This window comes from Neobacillus sp. DY30 (assembly GCF_030123065.1).
In the GTDB taxonomy this organism is placed as follows: Bacteria; Bacillota; Bacilli; order Bacillales; family Cytobacillaceae; genus Neobacillus.
This window is the reverse complement of sequence record NZ_CP126093.1, coordinates 3,582,438-3,603,407: the sequence shown is the minus strand read 5'-3', so window position 1 is coordinate 3,603,407 and position 20,970 is coordinate 3,582,438. Positions and strand designations below refer to the sequence as shown.

23 protein-coding genes, 1 pseudogene and 1 riboswitch are annotated in these 20,970 nt (G+C 37.1%); of the genes and pseudogenes, 16 read left to right on the top strand and 8 right to left on the bottom strand.

Features of this window, described 5'->3' with window-relative positions:
- Nucleotides 1-143: 143 nt before the first annotated feature.
- On the bottom strand, nucleotides 144-458 hold the full coding sequence (locus tag QNH29_RS17480) for a DMT family transporter (protein ID WP_283860653.1): 315 nt from the start codon (nucleotides 456-458) through the stop codon (nucleotides 144-146).
- Nucleotides 458-799: a DMT family transporter gene (locus QNH29_RS17475; RefSeq protein ID WP_283860652.1), complete on the bottom strand. Its 342-nt coding sequence runs from the start codon at nucleotides 797-799 to the stop codon at nucleotides 458-460. Before QNH29_RS17475 ends, QNH29_RS17480 begins: the two co-directional genes overlap by 1 nt.
- A 66-nt stretch (nucleotides 800-865) precedes the next feature.
- Nucleotides 866-963, bottom strand: a riboswitch (guanidine-I (ykkC/yxkD leader).
- Between the two features lie 231 nt (nucleotides 964-1,194).
- Here QNH29_RS17475 and QNH29_RS17470 point away from each other — a divergent pair.
- The 4 genes and pseudogenes from QNH29_RS17470 to QNH29_RS17455 all read left to right on the top strand — a co-directional run bounded on the left by QNH29_RS17470 (nucleotide 1,195) and on the right by QNH29_RS17455 (nucleotide 4,962).
- Nucleotides 1,195-1,788 carry a YdeI/OmpD-associated family protein gene (locus QNH29_RS17470; RefSeq protein ID WP_283865668.1) on the top strand — a complete coding sequence of 198 codons (594 nt, stop codon included), beginning with the start codon at nucleotides 1,195-1,197 and terminating at the stop codon, nucleotides 1,786-1,788.
- Between the two features lie 30 nt (nucleotides 1,789-1,818).
- Nucleotides 1,819-2,184 (top strand): annotated as a pseudogene (locus QNH29_RS17465) (SDR family NAD(P)-dependent oxidoreductase); the annotation flags it as partial.
- A gap of 315 nt (nucleotides 2,185-2,499) precedes the next feature.
- The gene (purT, locus tag QNH29_RS17460; RefSeq protein ID WP_481858840.1) at nucleotides 2,500-3,642 is read left to right on the top strand and encodes a formate-dependent phosphoribosylglycinamide formyltransferase; all 1,143 of its coding nucleotides are present in this window, start codon (nucleotides 2,500-2,502) and stop codon (nucleotides 3,640-3,642) included.
- 48 nt (nucleotides 3,643-3,690) lie between these two features.
- On the top strand, nucleotides 3,691-4,962 hold the full coding sequence (locus QNH29_RS17455) for an L-lactate MFS transporter (RefSeq protein ID WP_283860650.1): 1,272 nt from the start codon (nucleotides 3,691-3,693) through the stop codon (nucleotides 4,960-4,962).
- A gap of 87 nt (nucleotides 4,963-5,049) precedes the next feature.
- Here QNH29_RS17455 and QNH29_RS17450 read toward each other — a convergent pair whose 3' ends face one another.
- The gene (locus QNH29_RS17450) at nucleotides 5,050-5,460 is read right to left on the bottom strand and encodes an Lrp/AsnC family transcriptional regulator (protein WP_283860649.1); all 411 of its coding nucleotides are present in this window, start codon (nucleotides 5,458-5,460) and stop codon (nucleotides 5,050-5,052) included.
- A gap of 117 nt (nucleotides 5,461-5,577) precedes the next feature.
- On the opposite strand from QNH29_RS17450, the gene QNH29_RS17445 reads away from it, so the two are divergent.
- The 3 genes from QNH29_RS17445 (at nucleotide 5,578) to QNH29_RS17435 (ending at nucleotide 7,586) form a co-directional block, all read left to right on the top strand.
- Complete coding sequence (locus QNH29_RS17445; protein ID WP_283860648.1) at nucleotides 5,578-6,339, top strand: MBL fold metallo-hydrolase; 762 nt, start codon at nucleotides 5,578-5,580, stop codon at nucleotides 6,337-6,339.
- A gap of 460 nt (nucleotides 6,340-6,799) precedes the next feature.
- Nucleotides 6,800-7,321 carry a response regulator gene (locus tag QNH29_RS17440; RefSeq protein WP_283860647.1) on the top strand — a complete coding sequence of 174 codons (522 nt, stop codon included), beginning with the start codon at nucleotides 6,800-6,802 and terminating at the stop codon, nucleotides 7,319-7,321.
- On the top strand, nucleotides 7,311-7,586 hold the full coding sequence (locus tag QNH29_RS17435; protein WP_283860646.1) for a sporulation initiation factor Spo0A C-terminal domain-containing protein: 276 nt from the start codon (nucleotides 7,311-7,313) through the stop codon (nucleotides 7,584-7,586). Before QNH29_RS17440 ends, QNH29_RS17435 begins: the two co-directional genes overlap by 11 nt.
- Nucleotides 7,587-7,885: 299 nt before the next feature.
- On the opposite strand, the gene QNH29_RS17430 is transcribed toward QNH29_RS17435, so the two are convergent.
- A complete protein-coding gene (locus QNH29_RS17430; protein ID WP_283860645.1) occupies nucleotides 7,886-9,214 on the bottom strand; it encodes a 6-phospho-beta-glucosidase in 1,329 nt (442 codons plus the stop codon).
- A 189-nt stretch (nucleotides 9,215-9,403) separates the two neighbouring features.
- Between QNH29_RS17430 and QNH29_RS17425 the strand changes: the two genes are divergently transcribed.
- Complete coding sequence (locus QNH29_RS17425) at nucleotides 9,404-10,132, top strand: MurR/RpiR family transcriptional regulator (RefSeq protein WP_283860644.1); 729 nt, start codon at nucleotides 9,404-9,406, stop codon at nucleotides 10,130-10,132.
- A gap of 199 nt (nucleotides 10,133-10,331) precedes the next feature.
- On the opposite strand, the gene QNH29_RS17420 is transcribed toward QNH29_RS17425, so the two are convergent.
- Nucleotides 10,332-10,763: a DUF192 domain-containing protein gene (locus QNH29_RS17420; RefSeq protein WP_283860643.1), complete on the bottom strand. Its 432-nt coding sequence runs from the start codon at nucleotides 10,761-10,763 to the stop codon at nucleotides 10,332-10,334.
- 217 nt (nucleotides 10,764-10,980) lie between these two features.
- Here QNH29_RS17420 and QNH29_RS17415 point away from each other — a divergent pair, with 217 nt between their 5' ends.
- The 4 genes from QNH29_RS17415 to QNH29_RS17400 all read left to right on the top strand — a co-directional run bounded on the left by QNH29_RS17415 (nucleotide 10,981) and on the right by QNH29_RS17400 (nucleotide 13,385).
- The gene (locus QNH29_RS17415) at nucleotides 10,981-11,283 is read left to right on the top strand and encodes an MTH1187 family thiamine-binding protein (RefSeq protein ID WP_283860642.1); all 303 of its coding nucleotides are present in this window, start codon (nucleotides 10,981-10,983) and stop codon (nucleotides 11,281-11,283) included.
- A gap of 391 nt (nucleotides 11,284-11,674) precedes the next feature.
- Nucleotides 11,675-12,529: a glycoside hydrolase domain-containing protein gene (locus QNH29_RS17410; protein ID WP_283860641.1), complete on the top strand. Its 855-nt coding sequence runs from the start codon at nucleotides 11,675-11,677 to the stop codon at nucleotides 12,527-12,529.
- Nucleotides 12,530-12,689: 160 nt separating this feature from the next.
- Nucleotides 12,690-12,968, top strand: a complete 279-nt coding sequence (locus QNH29_RS17405) for an ArsR/SmtB family transcription factor (protein ID WP_283860640.1) — start codon at nucleotides 12,690-12,692, stop codon at nucleotides 12,966-12,968.
- Nucleotides 12,969-13,001: 33 nt separating this feature from the next.
- Nucleotides 13,002-13,385, top strand: coding sequence for a VOC family protein (locus QNH29_RS17400; RefSeq protein ID WP_283860639.1), 384 nt, complete (start codon nucleotides 13,002-13,004; stop codon nucleotides 13,383-13,385).
- A 187-nt stretch (nucleotides 13,386-13,572) separates the two neighbouring features.
- Here the strand turns inward: QNH29_RS17400 and QNH29_RS17395 are convergent, their stop codons facing one another.
- Nucleotides 13,573-14,154 carry a LysR substrate-binding domain-containing protein gene (locus tag QNH29_RS17395; RefSeq protein WP_283865667.1) on the bottom strand — a complete coding sequence of 194 codons (582 nt, stop codon included), beginning with the start codon at nucleotides 14,152-14,154 and terminating at the stop codon, nucleotides 13,573-13,575.
- On the opposite strand from QNH29_RS17395, the gene QNH29_RS17390 reads away from it, so the two are divergent.
- Together QNH29_RS17390 and QNH29_RS17385 are read left to right on the top strand one after the other, a co-directional pair.
- Nucleotides 14,042-14,665: an NAD(P)-dependent oxidoreductase gene (locus tag QNH29_RS17390; RefSeq protein ID WP_283860637.1), complete on the top strand. Its 624-nt coding sequence runs from the start codon at nucleotides 14,042-14,044 to the stop codon at nucleotides 14,663-14,665. The two genes, QNH29_RS17395 and QNH29_RS17390, sit on opposite strands and share 113 nt — an antisense overlap.
- Before the next feature lie 249 nt (nucleotides 14,666-14,914).
- Nucleotides 14,915-15,478, top strand: a complete 564-nt coding sequence (locus QNH29_RS17385) for a class I SAM-dependent methyltransferase (protein WP_283860636.1) — start codon at nucleotides 14,915-14,917, stop codon at nucleotides 15,476-15,478.
- A 37-nt stretch (nucleotides 15,479-15,515) separates the two neighbouring features.
- Here the strand turns inward: QNH29_RS17385 and QNH29_RS17380 are convergent, their stop codons facing one another.
- Complete coding sequence (locus tag QNH29_RS17380) at nucleotides 15,516-15,680, bottom strand: hypothetical protein (protein ID WP_283860635.1); 165 nt, start codon at nucleotides 15,678-15,680, stop codon at nucleotides 15,516-15,518.
- Between the two features lie 166 nt (nucleotides 15,681-15,846).
- Between QNH29_RS17380 and QNH29_RS17375 the strand changes: the two genes are divergently transcribed.
- Nucleotides 15,847-16,371 carry a CBO0543 family protein gene (locus QNH29_RS17375; RefSeq protein WP_283860634.1) on the top strand — a complete coding sequence of 175 codons (525 nt, stop codon included), beginning with the start codon at nucleotides 15,847-15,849 and terminating at the stop codon, nucleotides 16,369-16,371.
- Nucleotides 16,372-16,587: 216 nt separating this feature from the next.
- On the opposite strand, the gene QNH29_RS17370 is transcribed toward QNH29_RS17375, so the two are convergent.
- Nucleotides 16,588-19,089, bottom strand: coding sequence for an NEW3 domain-containing protein (locus QNH29_RS17370; RefSeq protein ID WP_283860633.1), 2,502 nt, complete (start codon nucleotides 19,087-19,089; stop codon nucleotides 16,588-16,590).
- A gap of 152 nt (nucleotides 19,090-19,241) precedes the next feature.
- Between QNH29_RS17370 and argH the strand changes: the two genes are divergently transcribed.
- Complete coding sequence (gene argH, locus QNH29_RS17365; protein ID WP_283860632.1) at nucleotides 19,242-20,762, top strand: argininosuccinate lyase; 1,521 nt, start codon at nucleotides 19,242-19,244, stop codon at nucleotides 20,760-20,762.
- Nucleotides 20,763-20,970 lie beyond the last annotated feature (208 nt).

The following is a 20,970-nucleotide window of genomic DNA, read 5'->3' as shown; positions in this document are numbered from 1 at the left end:
TTTCCCAATACACCGGCGTTTGGCAGCCTAATTTTTCTTGATAGGTTATTCATATAACATTAGAAAGTACGGAACAGGTTGCCTATGTTATTTTGTTCTTTTTGAGTAATGAATCTATCTCGTTTAGTGGAATTTTAGACTTTTTAGCCAACAAGTTTTAGCCCAATCGCTGCACCTAAAATTAATGCAATACATCCAATCCTCTTCCAATCTTTCGATTCTCCGTAAATCATGATCCCTAATAGTGCACCACCTGCCGAGCCAATTCCTGTCCATATCGCATAAGCGGTCCCCATAGGTAGAGTTTCCATGGCATATGCAAGAAACAGAAAACTAGCTCCAAATCCGAGAATTAATAATAATAAGGATTGCCAATTACGACTGTTATTCAATTTATTGATTGTGACAACTCCAAATGCTTCAAATAATCCTGCTAAGATTAATGATATCCACGCCATTAGGATTCAACTCCTTCATGAGTATCGTTTTTTGTTAATAACTTCAATCCAAGAACACCGGCTAATAATAGTAAAATCAACATTATTTTTTCCATCTTGATGGGTTCTCCGAAGAATAGGATTTCAGAGATAACCGTTCCTGCTGTCCCCAATCCTACAAAAACTGCATATACAGTACCGACAGGAAGTTTTCGTCCGGCTATTATGATAAAATAGAAACTCACCATAATCGAAATCACTGTTCCTGTCCAAGTCCAAAAGCCATTTGCATGTTTTAGACCTATCACCCAAAAAACTTCAAAAAATGCCCCAATAAACACTTTAATCCAATTCGCATTCATTACGTATAACCTCCATTTAATAATTTTTTAAAACAAAAAAAGCCTGAGAGATCACTGTTAAACAGTATCTCCCAGGCTTTTATCCTTCCGTGACACAGCGTAGCTGTGAGTTTTCTCTCGGACCAGACCAGCAAGGTGACTGCGGAACCCTAGAAAACATTTACATATACAATTACCATTGATTATATACATAGTAAAAATTTATCTCAATAGTAAAATATGTAAAATGAGTATAGACAAATTGTTTCTGGTATTTAAGTGGTAGATTACATTGAAAATCGTAATTTTGGCAAAAGGATTAAGCAATCTTTCTAAATGGGAAGATTAATGAATATACAGTGGCAGATGATTCTTGTTGTCAGAAGACAGAAGTATGGAAAGAGAGGGGTTTCTTAGTGACAAGTAGGAGACTGAATCTAAAGGTTGATGAATATTTAAGACATGAAAAAAAGTGGCAGGAAGAAATGAAAAAATTGAGAATGATCATTCTGGACTGTGGACTGACCGAAGAATTGAAGTGGCGCAAACCATGCTACACGATTCAGGAAAGTAACATTGTCATTATCCAAGGATTTAAAGAATATTGTGCGCTTATGTTTTTTAAAGGTGTATTACTAAAAGACGCCAAGGATATTCTAGTCAAACCTGGGGAGAATTCGCAGACACAGCGCCAGATTCGGTTTACCGATGTTCAAGAAATAGATGACATAGAACCGATTTTGAAAGACTATATTTATGAAGCTATTGAAGTGGAAAAAGCCGGCTTGGACGTGAATGTTAAAAAGAGCATAGAAATAATTATTCCTGAAGAACTTCAACATAAATTCGATCAAATCCCCGCCTTGAAAACTGCTTTTGAAGCATTGACACCGGGACGGCAAAGAGCATATATTCTCTATTTTTCACAGGCCAAACAATCCAAAACTCGAGAGTCCAGAATAGAAAAATATTTGCAGCAGATACTCAATGGGAAGGGATTAAATGATTAGCATATTTAATGATTAGGTAGAATATAAGCTGACTACCTTCTCATCAATGTTTCTTCCGGTTTAGCCTTTACCCCAATGGCAATTGCCCCGATTTATTCTGCTACGAAAGCGGCAGTTCATTCATTTACGATGAGTTTACGACACCAGCTTGAAGATACGGCCATTGAAGTGATTGAAGTTGCGCTGCCGGCAGTTAATACCGATTTAGGCGGCGCAGGCCTGCATACTTTTGGGACCCCTGTAGATGAATTTGCTGATGCGATATTTAAAGGCCTTGAAGGAGGAAAAACCGAAATTGGTTACGCACGTGCCGAAAAAGCAATGAGGATGTCCCGAGATGAAATTGATGATTCAGTAATGTTGATGTACGCAAATTTGAAAAACACAATTCTATAATGGCTAAAGGAGCTGCCTGTTTAGGCAGCTCTTTATTGTTGTTAGGAAAGTAATACCTATTTGTTCGTTACCTTTATAAAGATTGGTGCCATTTACAGTCCATGCCGCTTGTTTACTCCTTATAAATCGGCTGGAAAGCTTAACTATCGCGATACCGCTTACATTTAAAACACGAACAATAATTTATTTTTTCAAAAAAACATTCGTGTTTCATTGTAAAAATCACCTTGAAATTACAATAAATATGAGTTATTATAATCAAAAGACAAACGATAGGGGTTGCATTAGGTGTTTAGTACCCAGACAAAAAAGATAATGTTACTTGGATCAGGTGAACTTGGCAAAGAGATAATGATTGAGGCTCAGCGTCTAGGGCTGGAGACCATTGCGGTTGACCGCTATGAAAATGCTCCGGCCATGCAGGTGGCCCATCGTTCATATGTGGTGGACATGCTTAATGGAGAAGAACTTCGTAGAGTGATAGAAGGAGAGACACCAGATTTTGTGGTTCCCGAAATTGAGGCGATTGCGACAGAAACTCTAGTAGAACTCGAGAAGGAAGGTTTTCGTATCGTACCGACAGCGAATGCCGTGAACCTAACGATGGATAGGGAAGGAATCCGCCGATTGGCTAGTGAAGAACTTGAGCTTCCAACAGCGAAGTACGCCTTTGCAGACACACTTTACGAATTAAGGAATGCAGTACAGAAAATCGGGACTCCCTGCGTGATTAAACCCATTATGAGTTCTTCTGGAAAAGGGCAAACCGTTTGTCGTACGATTGAGGATGTGGAATATTCTTGGAATGAAGCCATTTCAGGTGGAAGAGGGAACAAAGCCCGAATGATTGTCGAAGAATTTATCCATTTTGAATCTGAAATTACACTTTTAACCGTACGCTCTGCCTCCGGAACAACCTTTTGTGCACCTATTGGGCATGTGCAAAAAGATGGTGATTATATAGAATCATGGCAGCCGCATGACATGTCTGAGGAACAAATCCTAGAAGCGCAGGATATCGCTAAAAAAATCACGGATGCGCTCGGTGGATACGGAGTATTTGGTGTTGAATTATTCCTTTCTCCACAAGGAGTCTATTTTAGTGAAGTGTCGCCAAGGCCACATGACACGGGGATGGTAACAATGGTTACCCAAGATTTATCAGAATTTGCCTTACATGTTAGGGCCATTTTAGGCTATCCGATACCAGATGTTCAGTTAGTGAAACCAGGTGCAAGTCATACAATTAAGGCCACAAAAGAAAGTAAGACATACCACATTTCCGGAATCGCTGAAAGTTTAGCCGTCCCTTATACACAGGTTCGCGTTTTTGGAAAACCAGAAACAAAAGTGGGACGACGAATGGCGGTCGTGTTATGCAACGGGAAATGTGTGGATGAGGCTAGAGAACGAGCTGAATTATCAGCTTCTAAAATAATGGTAACCTATGAAGATTAAGACTTAAGAGTCAACAAGACCATACAATTTGGAGAGAGGGATGAAAGAATGCATATAAAAAATCGTTGGTTAATTGCTTTATCAGCGGTTGGAATACATATTTCAATTGGTTCGGTTTACGCTTGGAGTGTATTCACAAAACCACTTCAACAAGAAATGGGGTGGGGTTTAAAGCAAATATCGCTTACCTTTAGCTTAGCTATTCTTTTCTTAGGATTATCAGCAGCTTTTTTAGGTCATTTTGTAGAAAAGTTTGGACCAAGAGCAGCTGGAACACTAAGTGCTATATTTTTTGGAGTCGGAGTTGCTGGGTCAGGTTTTGCCATTCAAGTAGAATCATTGCTATTACTCTATTTATTTTATGGAATGATTGCTGGAATTGGGTTAGGAGTTGGGTATATTACTCCGGTTTCTACTTTGGTAAAGTGGTTCCCTGATAGAAGAGGTCTTGCGACGGGACTAGCCATTATGGGATTTGGATTTGCATCCCTAATAAGCAGTCCAATTATGAATCATTTAATTGTGGAATATGGGATATCCAACACCTTCTATTTACTTGGAACGGCCTACTTCATTATCATTTTTTGTTCTGCACAATATCTTGCTCCGCCGAAAGCAGACTGGGTACCTAAGGGTGTCGCTGCAGCAGGACAGAAATCAGGCGGTATAAAATTAAAAGAGGACCTGCGTCAGTTAACCGCAAATGAGGCAGTGAGAACAAGACAGTTCTGGGCTTTATGGTTGATGTTATTTATCAATGTTACCTGTGGAATTGCGATTCTTTCAGTTGCATCGCCGATGGCACAAGAGCTAGTAGGAATGTCGGCAGCTGGGGCGGCAACCATGGTTGGAATAATGGGGTTATTTAACGGCGGAGGAAGGATTGTTTGGGCGACCATTTCCGATTACATTGGAAGACCAAATGTCTATACACTATTCTTTGCTTTTCAAATTGTTGCCTTTTTTATGCTTCCAAATATTACAGTTGGGTTATTATTTTCAATTCTGGTTTATATCATCATGACCTGTTACGGAGGAGGTTTCTCTTCAATACCTGCCTATATCGGCGATTTGTTTGGTACTAAGCAGCTTGGGGCGATTCATGGATATATATTAACTGCATGGGCAGCAGCTGGCCTTGCAGGACCGATCTTTGTATCCTGGGTCAGGGAAACAACTGGAAGCTATCAGGGGACATTGGTTATTTTTTCAGGAATCTTTATTGTCGCTCTAACGGTTTCACTCCTTATTCGTCTTGATATCAAGAAACTAAGGACCATGGGTGAAAACCAACTGATGAAAAAAGTGGAAAATCTTTAGACATGAAAAAGTATGAGTAAAAAGCTGCCGAATGGCAGCTTTTTTTTGTGGACGTTAAGTGAAGGATTTTTCACAATATTCCTAGCTCTATTTACTGATAACAATTGATAATTTGTAGTTTACATATTTGTTTAAGCTTATTAAAAATGTATCTAAAACTTCATTGGATGGAAATTTGCATTCTAATAGATAACAGCTATCCCCGCCGATTTTGTAATTGTTTATTACGTATGGTTCCTGAGTTTTTATGAATGATAAATAAGGGTCATGATGAGTGCTTTTTGTAAAGATGTTTATCATTGCGTGAACAACATACCCCAATTTTATTTGATTGATTTTAATGGTATATCCCTCGATGATTCCGCTGTCCTCTAACTTTGCCACTCTTGCTGAAGCTGCCTGCCCAGTCAAATGGACTTTCTCACCTAATTCCTTCATTGTAATACGACTGTTCTTAGAGAGTTCGTCTAATATGCGCTTATCTGTAGGGTCTAACATTTCTTCAACTCCTTTCATTAATCAAGTAAAAGCGGCAAAAGACTTGATTTAATCTATGTATCTGTTTATGGAGATAGTATAAACTACATCTAGATTATAGAAAAGGAGATAGAAAACATGAATATACAACTAATTCGAAATGCAACCCTGGTTGTTCACTATGCAGGAAAAAAGTTCTTAATAGACCCATTTTTAGCAGAGAAGGGGACCTACCCGCCTTTCCCCAATTCATTACGACAAAATCAAAATAATCCTTTAGTCAGCTTACCAGCATCGATTGATAAAGTTGTTAAAAATATAGATGCTGTCATTGTTACGCATTTGCATTTAGACCATTGGGATAATACGGCCAAAGAGGTCTTGCCAAAGGATATTAAAATATTTGTTCAGAATGAAGTAGACGCGAAAGCAGTTCGAAACGATGGTTTTCAAAATGTAGAAGTTTTACAAGAAGATTCAATCTATGAGGATATTAAACTTACTAAAACAAAAGGTGAGCATGGTAGAGGGGAAATCTTAAAACTGGCTGGTGAAGTGTGTGGCGTTGTCTTCGAACATCCAAAAGAGAAAACTTTATATGTAGCTGGTGATACAGTTTGGTATAAAGCAGTTCAAGAAGTTATTGAAACACACACACCAGAAATTATTGTGGTCAATGGCGGTGATAATCAATTCCTACAAGGCGGCTCCCTTGTGATGGGCAAAGAGGATATCTATGAAGTATATAAAGCTGCCCCAAACGCCAAAATTATCTCTGTCCATATGGAAGCTGTAAATCATTGGACATTATCGAGAGCAGAATTAAAAAGCTTTATTAAAGAAAAAGGAATTTCTTCAACTATTTTAGTTCCTAATGACGGGGAATCATACTCATTTTAAGTTGAGTAATGATGACGATGGCTGTAAAATCCCAAGTAAGTAAAGAGTGGATAGTGTAATTTAGATAAAAACACTATCCACATTCTTTTTGATTAATACAGCGAATGTTTGTTTGGTCTTGATTATTTTAAAATGGTAAGGTACCATTTAATTTGGTAAAAGCAACCAAAATAATTTAATATTCCTATTTGGAAGATGATCTAGACAATATTTTTATTGAGCTCAAACATAAGCCAAAATAGATACACCCTGCGAGAGGGTTATTCTATTTTGGCTTTTTTTATTATCGAACTAATAAGGAGGAATAAAGTCCCGCTTAAAAAGGTTGATACAATACATAATTAGATTTATTTGGCGTTTCCCATTTGGATCCCGGTGGCTTAGCAAAGGTACAGAAAACAGGAAATTCATGACAACAACCAGAATCAATCCCGATTTACAAAAAAGGAGAATTAATAATATGATAAAAATCGGAATAATTGATGATAATATACAATTTACAGAAATACTTAAAGATTTTCTCTCGACGTTCAATGATATAGAGGTGATTGGAGTTGCGCATGATGGAATGAGGGGAATGGAGTTAATAAAGCATCAGAAACCAGACTTAATTATTTTAGATCTGGTTATGCCATATTCCGATGGTCTTTCTTTATTAAAAAATATATATGAAGAAAATATAAGCACAAAGGTAATAATACTTACCTCTATAGGAAATGAGGATACCATAACACAAGCAAAGGAGTTTGGTGCGTCCTATTTTTTGATGAAACCAATTGAACTACACCATTTAACAAACATGATCATGTCTATTTGTTCAACAAGTGTTTCATTAAAAAAAACATTAGAAAAGGTAATACAAAACACAAATAATGATGAAAAATTAGAATTGCAAATTACCGATATTTTACGTACTATAGGTATTCCAGCCAATCTAAAAGGATATTTTTTTTTTAAGAGAAGCTATTCAAATGATAAATAATGGCAGTGAAACTAGTTTTTCAAAAGTAATATATCCGGCTATCGCATCAAAATATCATACCACTCCAAGTCGTGTAGAAAGAGCCATAAGACATGCAATTGAAGTTGGATGGAATCGAGGAGGAATTGAGCAGTTAGATTTTTTATTTGGAAACACAGTAAGTCCATTAAGAGGGCGACCGACTAATGGTGAATTCATTGCTTTTATTGCTGAGCATTTAAGGGTGCAAAAAGGGATGGAAGTCGGAGGTTTCACCTCTGTTTAATCCGTCTTTTCCGTATCGGTTTTGTGTAGGTATGAGTATTCATAGGCGGAGAATTTTCTGCTAATGTATATAGGGGAAGCTTAAGAAGCGGATATAAGCGGAGAAATTCCGGTTAACTGCTCTAATAAAGCCAAAAATCCAAAGATTTAGATAAGATAAACGGAAAAACTCCGGTTAATTTTAAGGAAATATGGGTATTTCCCAATTTAGGCGGAATTTTTCCGCTTATAATTTTTATCAACAATAGCTCAGTCCTATTTTTCGACTGAGCTATAGCTACTTCAAGTAAACCTACTAATTTAAACTTCTACAGTTTGAAAAAACTTTGGTAAATGCTCTTTATGTGCTTCAAGCATTTCATCCAAGATCGTTTTACCGATTTTATCAGAAGGAACGAGCGGGTTGATGGTCATAGCTAGTAGTGCAGTATCGTAGTTTCCTGTAACGGCTGCCTCAGCCGCAACACGTTCAAATGATTTAATTTGTTGTACGAGCCCCTTAACAGCAACCGGTAAATCTCCATTTATAATCGGCTTGGGACCTTCTTTTGTGATAACACAACTTACTTCCACTGCAGACTCGTAAGGAATACTAGCAATTGCTCCATTATTAATCGTGTTGACCGGCTGAATGTCCCTTTTGTCGTTATAAATGGAAGAAATTAAACGAACCGCTGCATCGCTGTAATACGCACCGCCACGTTCCTCTAACTGAGGAGGTTTAATGGCTAAATTAGGATCTTTGTAAAGCTCGAATAATTCTTCTTCTAATTTCTTCACAACCTCTGCTCTTGTTGTGCCCGCTTTGAAGTTTTTCAGCTCTTTTTCTAGCATTTCATCACTCTTATAATAGTAAAGGTGATATGGACATGTTAGGGCATTTAACGCACGAATAAATTCTGGCTCCCATCCTTGACCTTCTACGTTTTTCACGAAGCTGCTGTTCTCTGGACTTGTTAACAGTTCGATTACTCGATCTTTCACACTTACGCCGTCTAGATATACATCTAAACCATATACCATATGATTTAAACCAGCGAAATCAATTCGAATACGAGAATGGTCCACATCTAATAGCTTTGCGACTCCCATCTCAATTCCAATCGGAACATTACATAAACCAACGATCTTTTTATGGTCGGTATAGCGAAGAACCGCTTCGGTCACCATGCCGGCAGGGTTTGTAAAGTTGATTAACCAAGCATCTGGACAAAGTTCTTTTATATCTTTTATAATGTCCAAAATGACTGGAATCGTGCGCAACCCTTTAAAGAGTCCACCAGGTCCATTTGTTTCTTGCCCTAATACCCCATGGCTTAAAGGAATTCTTTCATCTTTAGCACGAGCGTCTAATAATCCTACACGAAATTGTGTTGTTACAAAATCTGCACCTTTTAATGCCGCTCTTCTATCTAGTGTTAATTGAACTGTAATGGGAAGGCCTGCTTTTTCAATCATCCTTTTCGCTAGACTTCCAACAATCTCCAATTTTTCTCTTCCTGCTTCTATATCAACCAACCATAATTCCCTTACAGGCAATTCATCGTATCTTTTAATAAACCCTTCCACTAATTCTGGAGTATAACTTGAACCTCCGCCAATCGTTACGATCTTAATTCCTTTACTCATGGTCATCCTCCTAATAAATACGAATTTACAAAACCTATTCTAGAGGAGGAAAAGGGAATTCGATATAGATTTGAAAGCATTAGATTTGTTTTCCACCGAAAGAAATTTGTTTCTCAAAAATAACACTGTGTTTCTCTTTTGAAGTATACTAACAAAAGGTACAACGTTCACAAGAAGGGAGAGAAGACTTTGTTTACAAATGAGGTCATTGCAACTTTCAATGAACTTGAGTTGCTACTTTATAAATACATCATGCAAAATAAAGAAAAGGTCGTTTATATGCGTATACGAGATCTTGCGGATGAAGCGCATGTTTCCACTTCCACCATCATGCGGTTCTGCAGAAAATTAAATTGCGAAGGGTTTTCTGAGTTTAAAGTAAAACTGAAGCTTTTATTTGAAGAAAAAAGTGACCCTAGGATTAAAAGCGGCCAGCATGTGTTAGCGGAGTTTTTCGAGCGCACGCAAAATGAGAATTTCATTAGAAAGTTAGAGGAGGCAGCAGAAGCCATTTCTAAAGCAGAACATGTATTTTTCATAGGAATTGGCAGTTCGGGAATCCTTGCAGAATACGGAGCGAGATACCTTTCGAGTTTAGGCAAGTTCTCTACGTATTTAAAAGACTGGTATATGCCTGTTCACGCTGACTTACATAATAGTATTACGGTGGCTCTTTCTGTTTCGGGAGAAAGTGAGTTTACCATCTCTCACATTCATAAATTAAAAGAAAAGGGCAGTAAGATTTTAAGTATTACTAATAACTCACAGTCCATGATTGCCAAGATTTCTGATAAAAATGTATCTTATTATGTGACGGAGGAGTTTTATGACTCTTCGAATATTACCACGCAAATCCCTGTTATTTTTATATTAGAGGAGATGGCACGGATAGTGTATGAACATCGTAGAAAACTTTAAAATAAGTATTTTTAATATTTTACACCAGACGGTTTAGTGTTCTTGAAAGTCTGAAATCTGCTCTCGAAAAGGGAGAAGGAAATTTGTGCTGCCACCCCTAAATAATTTCTACATAAACCGTCTATTTTTTGTAGTATATAGATGGTTTTTTATTTTCTCACATATTGATACTGTCTTGTGATAAATAGGTGGGATGATTTCAAACAAACATTACAAAATCCCCTTCTTTGATTTGATTCCTATCAAACCATCCCAAATTGACTTCAAGTGCATAATGATAATAAATTTCAGGATCATAAGTAGGACAAAAATCATCTTTACATGGCACCATATCTAATATTCTTAAAATCTTTCCATCTGAATCAAGAAAAGCAATGGATAAAGGAATTAAGGTGTTTTTCATCCAGAAACCGCCATATGTTTTTGCTGAAAACACAAATAGCATTCCCTCGTTTTCAGGCAAGTTTTTAACAAACATTAAGCCCTTATCTCTTTTTTTGGGAGTATCTGCAACTTGAACGGTTATGCTGATTGTCCTTATTCCACTGCACACTTTAAGCTTTTTTATTTGAAGACTTGTTTCATTTTTTTGACGAAAAGGAAATCCTATAAATTTTAATCTGTTTTTCAATTTTTTCACTCACCTTGTCTATTCCCTTATCTAAATAAAAATGACTATCAAGTTAATTTATAATTATATAGTGATTTTGGTTACATTCGTTGGGTTATTTCAGTAATTTTGATGTTCTGTCCCAGTATATCTAGTCCTAAATTAATTGCATTAGATTTTTGTCTTGCCTATATTCATGATATTCTAATGAGGAATGAAGAAAGCAGGAGGTCGTAAAATGGCAATTGTCGATATTACAGTGATTCCAGTTGGGACAGGCACACCTAGTGTTAGTGAGTATGTAGCTGAAATACAAAAAGTACTTCAACAGTATGAAGGAAGGGTGAAGTATCAGTTAACCCCAATGAGTACGTTAATCGAAGGTGAGTTAAAACTATTGCTGGAGATTGTTAACGAACTTCATGAAGTTCCGTTTAAGAAAGGCTTACAGAGAGTATGTACGAACGTTCGCATTGATGACCGACGCGACAAGGAAAATACCATGCAGCGGAAGTTACAGTCGGTACAAGCAAAATTATAGATCTACATCTTTTTATAATAATATTATGTAAATTTAAAAACGATTGCCAGGACCATTTAATAGAAATGGATTCTGGCTTCTTTATGGTTTATACTACTAAATCACAAGGATGTCCTTTTGTAAAATTTTAACACAAATGATCGAGATTCATTAATATATAAAATTATAGAGTAATATAAGAGATAATAATATTATGTTAACTGATAAAGAGTTTTATGAATTTATGGTTATTGTTTTAACGGTTAGTAAAATAAAGTATGTTTTTCCACCAATCACGTCTAGCCACTGATGTTAGGCGTTTTTCGTTCTAAAGGAGTGGGTAAATATCCTCACGCTATTATACGACTGTCCGAATAAATTAACTTTGAAGTCAGTCGTATGGAGGAGAAAAATGAAAACAGGCAAATTGTTTTGGGTCATTTTATTAGGCGTTTTACTTGTCCTCCCAATCCTCCTTGTTTTGTCTCACCAAAATAACATGCAACCTACTACAGAACCTATAAATGAACCACAAACTGTAACGAAGATAGGTAAAGAAGGGGCGGCGCCAGATAAATCACCTCAGTCACAACCAGAACCAGCTACACAACAGGAGCCGACCCAAATTTTATGGGGAGTCGATACGGCTAGTCCGCTAGACCAAGCATTTTTACAATGTGTAGTGGATAACTATGGGAAGCCTTCTGTCTTTGGAAGATATCTGGACACCAAGGAAGGGGTATCGGCTGGTTTGACACCTGAAGAAGTGGAGCTTCTTCATCAACAAGGGATTAAGATTATCCCGATTTACAACCATTTTACAAACGCGACAACTTATGAAAGAGGGACGCTGGAAGCACAAGCGGCGATTGCCTATGCACAACAAATAGGAATCCCGGAGGGGAAAGCGATTTTCGCTGATATTGAACCGTCATACCCTGTGGATGAAGCATTTATCCGTGGATGGGTTGATACTTTACTAGGTTCACCTTATAAGCCTGGTATCTACGGTGTCTTTACCCACGAAAGTCCTCTTAACACCGCATACACAGCAGCTATTTTCTCCAATCAGAATGTTCAATCTCAAACCATCATTTGGAGTAGTAACCCAGATCCCGGCGTAACTCCGCAGGCCAATGCACCGCAATTCCAGCCAGGGGCACCCGAAAACATACCAGTTTCCATTTGGCAATATGGAATTGACGGCGAAACCTGTAACATTGACACGAATCTTATCCAATCCAATATCTTAGATTTTTTATGGTAATCAATCGTTGTTATAAGAGAGTCTCAGAGCTCTCTTAATTTTTTTGTTGTAGAGTTTAGTTAGTGCTAAAATCTTCGGTAAAGGGTGTTCCATTTTTATCATGCAACTCTACGGTTACTTGTTCTTGACAAGCAACCACAGGGTTACTTATACTCTAAATATGAATTGGGACAAAGACGCCATTTTTAAAGCACTAAGTGACTCAACGCGAAGGCTCATTTTAGACGAACTAACCGAACGTAACGAGTTGACGTTGTATGAACTAACGGTACGTCTTATTATGAAGCATAACCTTTCCATTTCGAGACAAGCAATAGCTAAACATCTTTCTGTATTGGAAGATGCAGGACTCGTGAAATCCATAAGAAAGGGAAAATATCGAGTAATACGATTCAACAACGAACCGCTTAAAAATTTGCTAAAAGGATGGATAGAGTAATTTAATAAATTAAATCAAAGGAGGAAATACAGTATGAAAATCGTTGTTACCAGTCTATTTGTTGAAGATCAAGACGAGGCATTAAAATTTTATACAAAAAAGCTTGGCTTTATAAAAAAGCACGATGTTCCAACTGGAGAATATAGATGGATAACGCTTGTTTCTGCAGATGAGCAAAACGGTACTGAACTTTTGCTCGAACCCAATGTTCATCCTGCCGCTAAGGAATACCAAAAGAGGATATCCTCCGAAGGCATCCCTGCAACAATGTTTGGCGTTGCAGATATTCATGAAGAATACAAACGACTTGTGGAAAACGGAGTGAAGTTTACGATGGAGCCGACAAAAATGGGCAATGTCACAATAGCTGTTTTCGACGACACCTGTGGCAATCTTATTCAAATCATTCAGCAGTAGCTTCTTAACGAAGAATGCTAGTGCTAAAACGATATTTTTTGAAATTCTTTAAGTCCAGTGAAGTGTTTTTACACAAATATAAAGCTAAAGAAGGCGATTGTTCAATTATGAACAGTCGCTTTTTTATGCCGCTACAGATAGAACTAAAGCCAATATATTAATATTATAAATGGTAATAAGTAGAATTTTAAAAAGGTGCCAAGCCCATATCATAATTTAATAGGTAATAGTTCAGAAATATACTTGATAAATTCACGTACTGCAGGTGAAGTTGTTTTCTCTTTTTTGAGATAAATCCTAGATTCCAAGGAATACTTGGATTTTCAATGGAGATTACCTTTATTAAATCTTGATTCATTTTTTTTGATATAGGTTTTGGACAAATCGAAATGCCTATGTTCTCACCAATCATTTCACTAATAAAACCCCACTCAGATATTTCATAAGCAATTCTCGGACGAAAACCTGCTCCTAGGCATTTTTGAATAATGAGGTTATAAATTAGTTCTTGGTTAAATAAAATAAAGTTTTCATTTTTTAACTCACTTAAATCAACTTTTTCCCTATGTGCTAATCGATGGGTATAGTGGACAAAGAGCGCTAGTTCCTCATAAACAAAGGGAGTTATATCAAACTCCTTTTCATCCGCCGGCAGCATGACAACTCCAAAATCCAATATTCCGTCACGTACTTCCTGTTTAACACTATTTGAATCTTCTTCAGAGATGTTTATTTTTATGTCGGGGAACAAACTATTAAACCCTTTAATGATTTTTGGGAAAAATAAAAAACCAATAATGGGCGGTAGCGCTGCAGTAAGTGGTGGTGCTTCAGGTGCTCAAGCTGGAACATTATCCATTATGGCTTCTGGTTCAGAAGAAATCGTAAAATCTTTTAAACCCTACTTCGATGCCATTGGATCTAATACATTCTACTATGGCGAGGAACCAGGCAACAGCCAAGTAGCAAAATTAGTAAATAATATGATTCTCGGAATTAACATGAATGCTGTAGCGGAAGGACTTAAATTAGCAAATCACTATGGCTTACCTCAAGAAGAGGTCGTTAGCTTGTTAAAGGTAAGTACAGGTGATAGCTGGGTGGCTAGAAATTGGAGAGATGTTTCTGAATGGACAGCGGACACTGCCTTAGCTGTTTTACTTAAAGACTTAAAAGCGGCTTACAACGAAGGGCTTAAACACAATGTAACCTTACCATTCAATGCCTTATCATCTATACAATTATTTGACTCGATGGGAAAAGAAAAACCAAAAGCCTAGTTATTCTCTTTAATAGGAAAGCGTCCTGGGCCTAAACAGAATGCTTTCCTTATTTTTTGATTTTTATAGACCTGCTTAAAACGGCTACTACAGTCAAGGTGCATATGAGCTAGCACCTTTTTTTTGGAATAATGGCAGAAGATTGATAATTAAAATAGTTTGAATTATATGTAGATTACGTAGATTTATGTTAAAATCTAGGAATATAGCAAGAGAGTTGCCCCATGAGGAAACATAGGAGGTTGTTGTATGAACACAAAAGACAAATGGAATTTGAAACATCTGGATCGAATCACTCAGCTAAAGGAACCTCAACCCAATCCAAGATTAAAGAATCTGGCATCTTATTTTAAGGAAGGGGGGACGGCATTGGATATTGCTTGTGGTCTTGGTGGAAACAGTTTGTTCCTTGCAGGAATGAACAATCAAGTCGAGGCAATTGATATTTCAGACGTTGCTATCAACTATGTCCAAGAACAGGCAGCCAAAGATAATCTAAGTGTGCAGCCTCGAGTAACCGATTTAACAGATTTGGATACGTTAAATTGGCCAAATAACCCCTTTGACTTTATTGTTATGTCCTATTACCTAGATCGTTCACTGTTTCCAATTGTGAAGAATGTTTTAAAAGATGGGGGTTATTTCTTTATGGAAACATACTATCAATCACCCTACATAGAGGAGCAAGGAGTATCGGACCAATACAAACTAAAGTCCAATGAGTTGTTGGCGGAATTTGGAGATTGGAAGGTTCTTTATTTTGAAGAGAATGAACAAGAGGGTTGGCAATCAATTTTTTGTCAGAAACGCTAATGATAGTGTGAACCGCATTTTTATCTGCGGTTCACCATTAGGACATTTTATTATCGTTAAAATCAGAGGAGTCGTTGTAATCATATCGAAAACCGTCTTCTTGGGCAGGGATACTTTTGTTAGTTTGTAAGGTGCCTGTTTCGTTTGTTAATACTGGTTCATTGTTTAATTCTTTGTTTGATTTCCCATTCTTTGACTTCACCTACGTTAGCCTCCTACATTCGATTATTATCTCAACTATTATTCCTAAAAATTTTCTTCTTATACAGTTGTATTTAAAAATAACGACCTACCAAAATAATTGTAAATAGTACCGTAATAACCGCAAAAATTGGGAAAACTATAGATAAAAACCTGGAGTGGAAAAAATGCTCTTACTCTATGTTGCACTTTTCCTATTTGCAGCAATAATATGGGGTGATTGGAGAAATTGGCGTGAATATTATCCAACCACCTTATTTTTTATGGTCGGTGATTTATTAAAGAATTTTTTATTCTATAATTATTGGATGTGGACGTATAAAGAAACATTGTTTTTGGAGAATGTACTCCTAAATCATACCATTATAAGCCTAATGATTATTTTTATTGGTTATCCGTCGACGATATTACTTTTTTTAGGGCGTTTTCCAAATATAAGATGGAAGCAGGGAATGTGGGTTTCGTTCTGGGTGTTTCTCTATTCCATATTGGAATACATAAATCTTCATTATTTAAACTTAATAAGGCATCATAATGGCTGGAGTATGACATGGTCAGTGGTATTTAATATCGTCATGTTTCCAATGTTGTTCATCCATCATAAAAAACCGCTATTAGCTTGGGGATTATCTGTTATTTGGATTCTATTTTTGTTAAAAATGTTCCCTATTCCGCTTGAAAAAATGAAATAAAGTTAATTTTCTCAACTATTTGGCCTATATCGGCAGACTTTATATAGGGAATAGATGGTAATTTTATATTTGTTTTAAGATGGAATACTTGAAAAAGAAAATGACGTGAATGGACACTTCATTTTCTTAATTTATAGGGCTTTACAAGGACAGAGGTCTTTCCCAAATACTACATAATTCTATGTAGTTTTGGGAAAGACCTCTAATTAAATCGACCTAGTTATTTGAACCGTAGCTAATTAAGTTCGTGAAAATTCGATATCCTCCCGGAACTTGGGCATTGATTTGACGATAGAATACAAGGTTGGTGTATAGGAATGTTCCTTCACCGTATTCCGCCATTAGGATACCACTGTTGAATGGAGCTTCACCTGGATCTGCCATGGAGACGAATGTTTGATAGTTTGCATCCCATATAGTTGGGAAGTAGAGAGCTCTTTCTTGTACCCATCCGTCCCAGTCAGTATCGTTAATCTTATTTGGCTTGTTAAAGAGTTCATGTTCCGGCTGAGTAACGGTAACCTTTGCATTTTCGTCAGTGACACGGACACGAATAGAAGGTGATCCTATTTCTAATGGATATGGCGGTGTAAATGCACCTCTATTCCATGGATCTCCAGCAGTTACATACTGCATGACTAGATGTCCACCGTTTTTCACATAGTCAAGCAAACGGGCGTTATTTTGCAATAGGTCTGGTCTTCCAAGAGTCGACCGGATTCCAGCGACAATCGTAGCAAATTTAGAAAGATCACCACTTGCTAATTCTTCTAGTGTTATCTGGGTAATATCAAATCCAGCATTTTGTAAAGAATCCGCAATCGTATCAAAGCCGCTGTCAATATAACCAACCTTCAGATTGGCTGGTTTTAATAACTCAAAAGCCACACCATAAATGTTTGAAGAGTACATAAAGTGGGAGTCATTAATGTGATCATATTTAATTTCTTGTACTGTCATATCAAAAGTTTTATCATCTGCTTCAGCAATCGCTGCGATAGAGAAATGACCATCCACAACTGTAGAAGGAGGAACTAATGTGAACGACACTTCTTTTTCTTCATATCTTTTAGGTAAGTTCACGTTTGTAGCTGCTGGTTCACTCGTCCAGCCATCAGGAAGATTTAAAGAAACCTTTGCGTTTTTAGAACCATTAGCATAGTTTTTCACTTTAACAGTGATAGGAATTTCATCTTGTACATCTGCAGTATTAACAGTGATATTCACTGGGTCAGGTGTAACACCTAATTCAGGGAGTACACTCACTGTGTTGTCTAAATCGATGACAGATGTGGTTATAACACCTTTTTCCTTAAATGCTAGTTGTACTTTAATGACATCATCACCATAAGGTTGGTAATATTCTGCATCAGAAGGAACTGTGACATTAAAGGTAACGGTCTTTGATTCACCTGGCTTAAGATGGTTTACGTTCATTACACCTTCATGTTTCCAATTATCAGGAGTATGTAAAGCGGTTTTAATATGTTGGATTTTTTCTTTACCTTCATTTGTAACCTTAACAGTTACTTGAGTTTTTTCATCCTGAGTCAATACATAAGAACCGATCTCAGTATCAACAGCAAGGCTGGAAGAAACGAAACTTACTTGCTGCAGTTGTTCTGCTTTTATTTCAAGCTTATGAAGCAAGTCATTTTTAAGGCTGTTATCGATATTGGCTGATTTTGTACTGGAAATTATATTTTGTACAGCCCTTAAAGCCTTTTGTGATTCCGGTAGTATCGTTTCACGGTCTGGATACAGTTTAATAATACCTTCTAATTGGTTTTGTAAAGTATTCAACTGCTCACTAACGTTCCCTGCTGGAATGATATCCGCCCAAGCATGGAAGTCATACGGAATACCTGCAAAAAGATCATTTGAATCTGTTTGTAAAGCTGATTCAGTTAATTTAAGATGTAATTGTCTAGGTGCAACAGGAATAGCATTTCCCATTCCCTGGCTTTTGTGAAGATATCTTGATGCTTCACCTAGTTGTGGGTAACTCATTCCATAGATTGGGTCAAAATCACCGATTTCGATAGTGGTTGTTGCTGTACTAGCATTCGCAGGTAAATAAAACTTCTTAATTTGCCATGTCTTTATGCCATTCTTCAGTTGATCAGGGAAAACATTTGGATCGGCTGCATCTTTAAATGCCTTTTCTGATAGAACAGCCATCAATCGATGATGTCCGTGCTGGCTGTCAACATTTTCGAAAGAAGGCATTACAATGTCTGGCTGATACGTTCTAATAAATTTGATTAGACGTTCGTACGTCACTTCTTCTCCCCATTTTTCAAGAGTTTCCTCTGGTGATTTTGAAAAACCAAAATCGTATATTGAATCTGATGTTGTTTCGCTTAAATGATTGGCTTTTACACCATTTACCTTTGCTGCTTCGATCATCTCCTTTGAGCGAATAATACCAAGGGCATTCCCAAATTCAATTCCAATGGCGTTTTGACCACCTTCACCACGGTTAGCGATTAAGCTAGCTGTTTTAATACCCAATCCACGTGATAAATAAGCAAGTAAATCACTTTGTTCATCGTCTGGATGAGCTCCTGTGTTTAAAAAAGTAAGGGTAGTATTTAGAGGTTTAACGACTTTCCAAAGCTCGACATCAGTTTCACTTTGTCTTTGTGCAAGACTAATCGGAGGTAGTAAGGAAGCAAGTAAATGAATGGACATCAATAAACAGGAAAGTTTCCTCATTTTCGAAACCCCTTTCACAAATAACTAAAATAGCGTTCCCATTTTTCCTTTCTTTTATGTACTATAGTAAATAAGTAATAATGTGGAACACATTATATTTAATCTAATCAAAAACTGGCCTGAATTTTAAGAGACAGAAGGGATGGACCAAGGTGAAAATATCACTTCGAGAGAAAATTATAAAAAAAGAAGGTACGATTTTTCCTTCAAAAACCTATACATCCATGGTTCTTGAACCTGCCTATGATGAGGCAAAGCAACAATTTTTAGACTCAATGGTGGAAATTCATCAAGCTCATTTAATAATGTTGGTAGAGCAAGGTCTTGTTGAAAAAGAAGAAGCCGTTAAAATAGCGAAAGCCGTTTCTACCTTAGATATGGATGATATTAAAAGAAGAAGCTACACAGGGGAATTTGAGGACTTATTTTTTGAAGTTGAACATTCTCTGATCGAAGATGCAGGTGATATTGCAGGAAACCTTCATATCGCAAGAAGCCGAAATGATATGGGAATTGCCATTTACCGTATGACATTGCGCAAGAAACTTTTATTTTTGATAGAAAAGGGCTTAACACTTCGGGAGGGTCTTATCGAATTGACCGATGAGCATAAAGAAACGGTCATGATTGGATATACACACACACAGCAGGCGCAGCCAACTACATTGAGTCATTATTTTAATGCGATGACCGATATGCTCACTAGAGATATTTATCGGCTGCAAGCAGCCTATAAAACGGTGAATCGCAGCAGTATGGGAGCTGCAGCCTTAACAACTTCAGGATTTCCGATAAATCGGGAACGCATGAAAGACCTTCTAGGGTTCGAGGAGATGATTGATAATGCCTGGGATGCGGTTGCTGGTGCTGATTATATAGCCGAGACAGCTACTGCTGTTCAGTTGTCGGCATTAAATTTAGGAAGATCAATGCAAGACTTCTTATTATGGGGTACACAAGAGTATGGTGCATTTCTTCTTTCCGCCCCTTATGTGCAAATTAGTTCCATTATGCCGCAAAAAAGAAATCCTGTTTCAATGGAACATATGAGGGCTCTTTTATCAAGTGTAGCAGGAGATTGCCAAACAGTCTTACTCATGCTCCATAATACACCATTCGGAGATATTGTGGATACAGAGGATGATATGCAGCCGTATATCTGGAAAGCAATTGAAAGACTCGGAGGCATTTATGATTTATTAACGGCTGTTTTACTCACGATGGAGGTTAATAAAGAAACCCTTCTTAAGAGAGCAAAAGAAAGCTTTGCGACCGTGACTGAATTGGCAGATACCATCGTGCGAAAAGAAGGTCTTTCATTCCGTCAGGCTCACCACGTTGTAAGTTCAACAGTTAAGGAATTAATGAATACAGGAAAAACTTCAATAGAATCCTTAACATTGGAGCTTTTAAACGAGCAATCCAAAAAAATTGCAGGTAAGGAATCTGTTTTAACTGAAGAGGAATTAAAACAATGCCTGAGCCCTGAATATTTTGTTCAAATTCGGGATCTGCAAGGGGGACCTAGTCCGAGCAGAATGGAAAAAACAATAAAAGTTCGATTAAAGGAACAGGAAGAATTAGTAAAGTGGTTAAAGGAAAGACAAGAAGACCTTACCACCACAGTCTTAAAAGTTAAGGAAATCATTAAGAGATGGACTGAGCATGAATAAGAATATCATGGAAACTGCTGATGTAGGCGGTATAAAGGAGCCTTCGTTTTTTAACGCGAGGGCTTCCATTGTTTTCTAATATAAAAAACAATGTGGTCAAATTTATATTTATACAAGAAGCTTAATAATATTTCTAGGATTTGTTAAAGTAATTAACACTATCTAGAAGCTTTTAAATAATTTATAATTATCATATAATAGTATATAG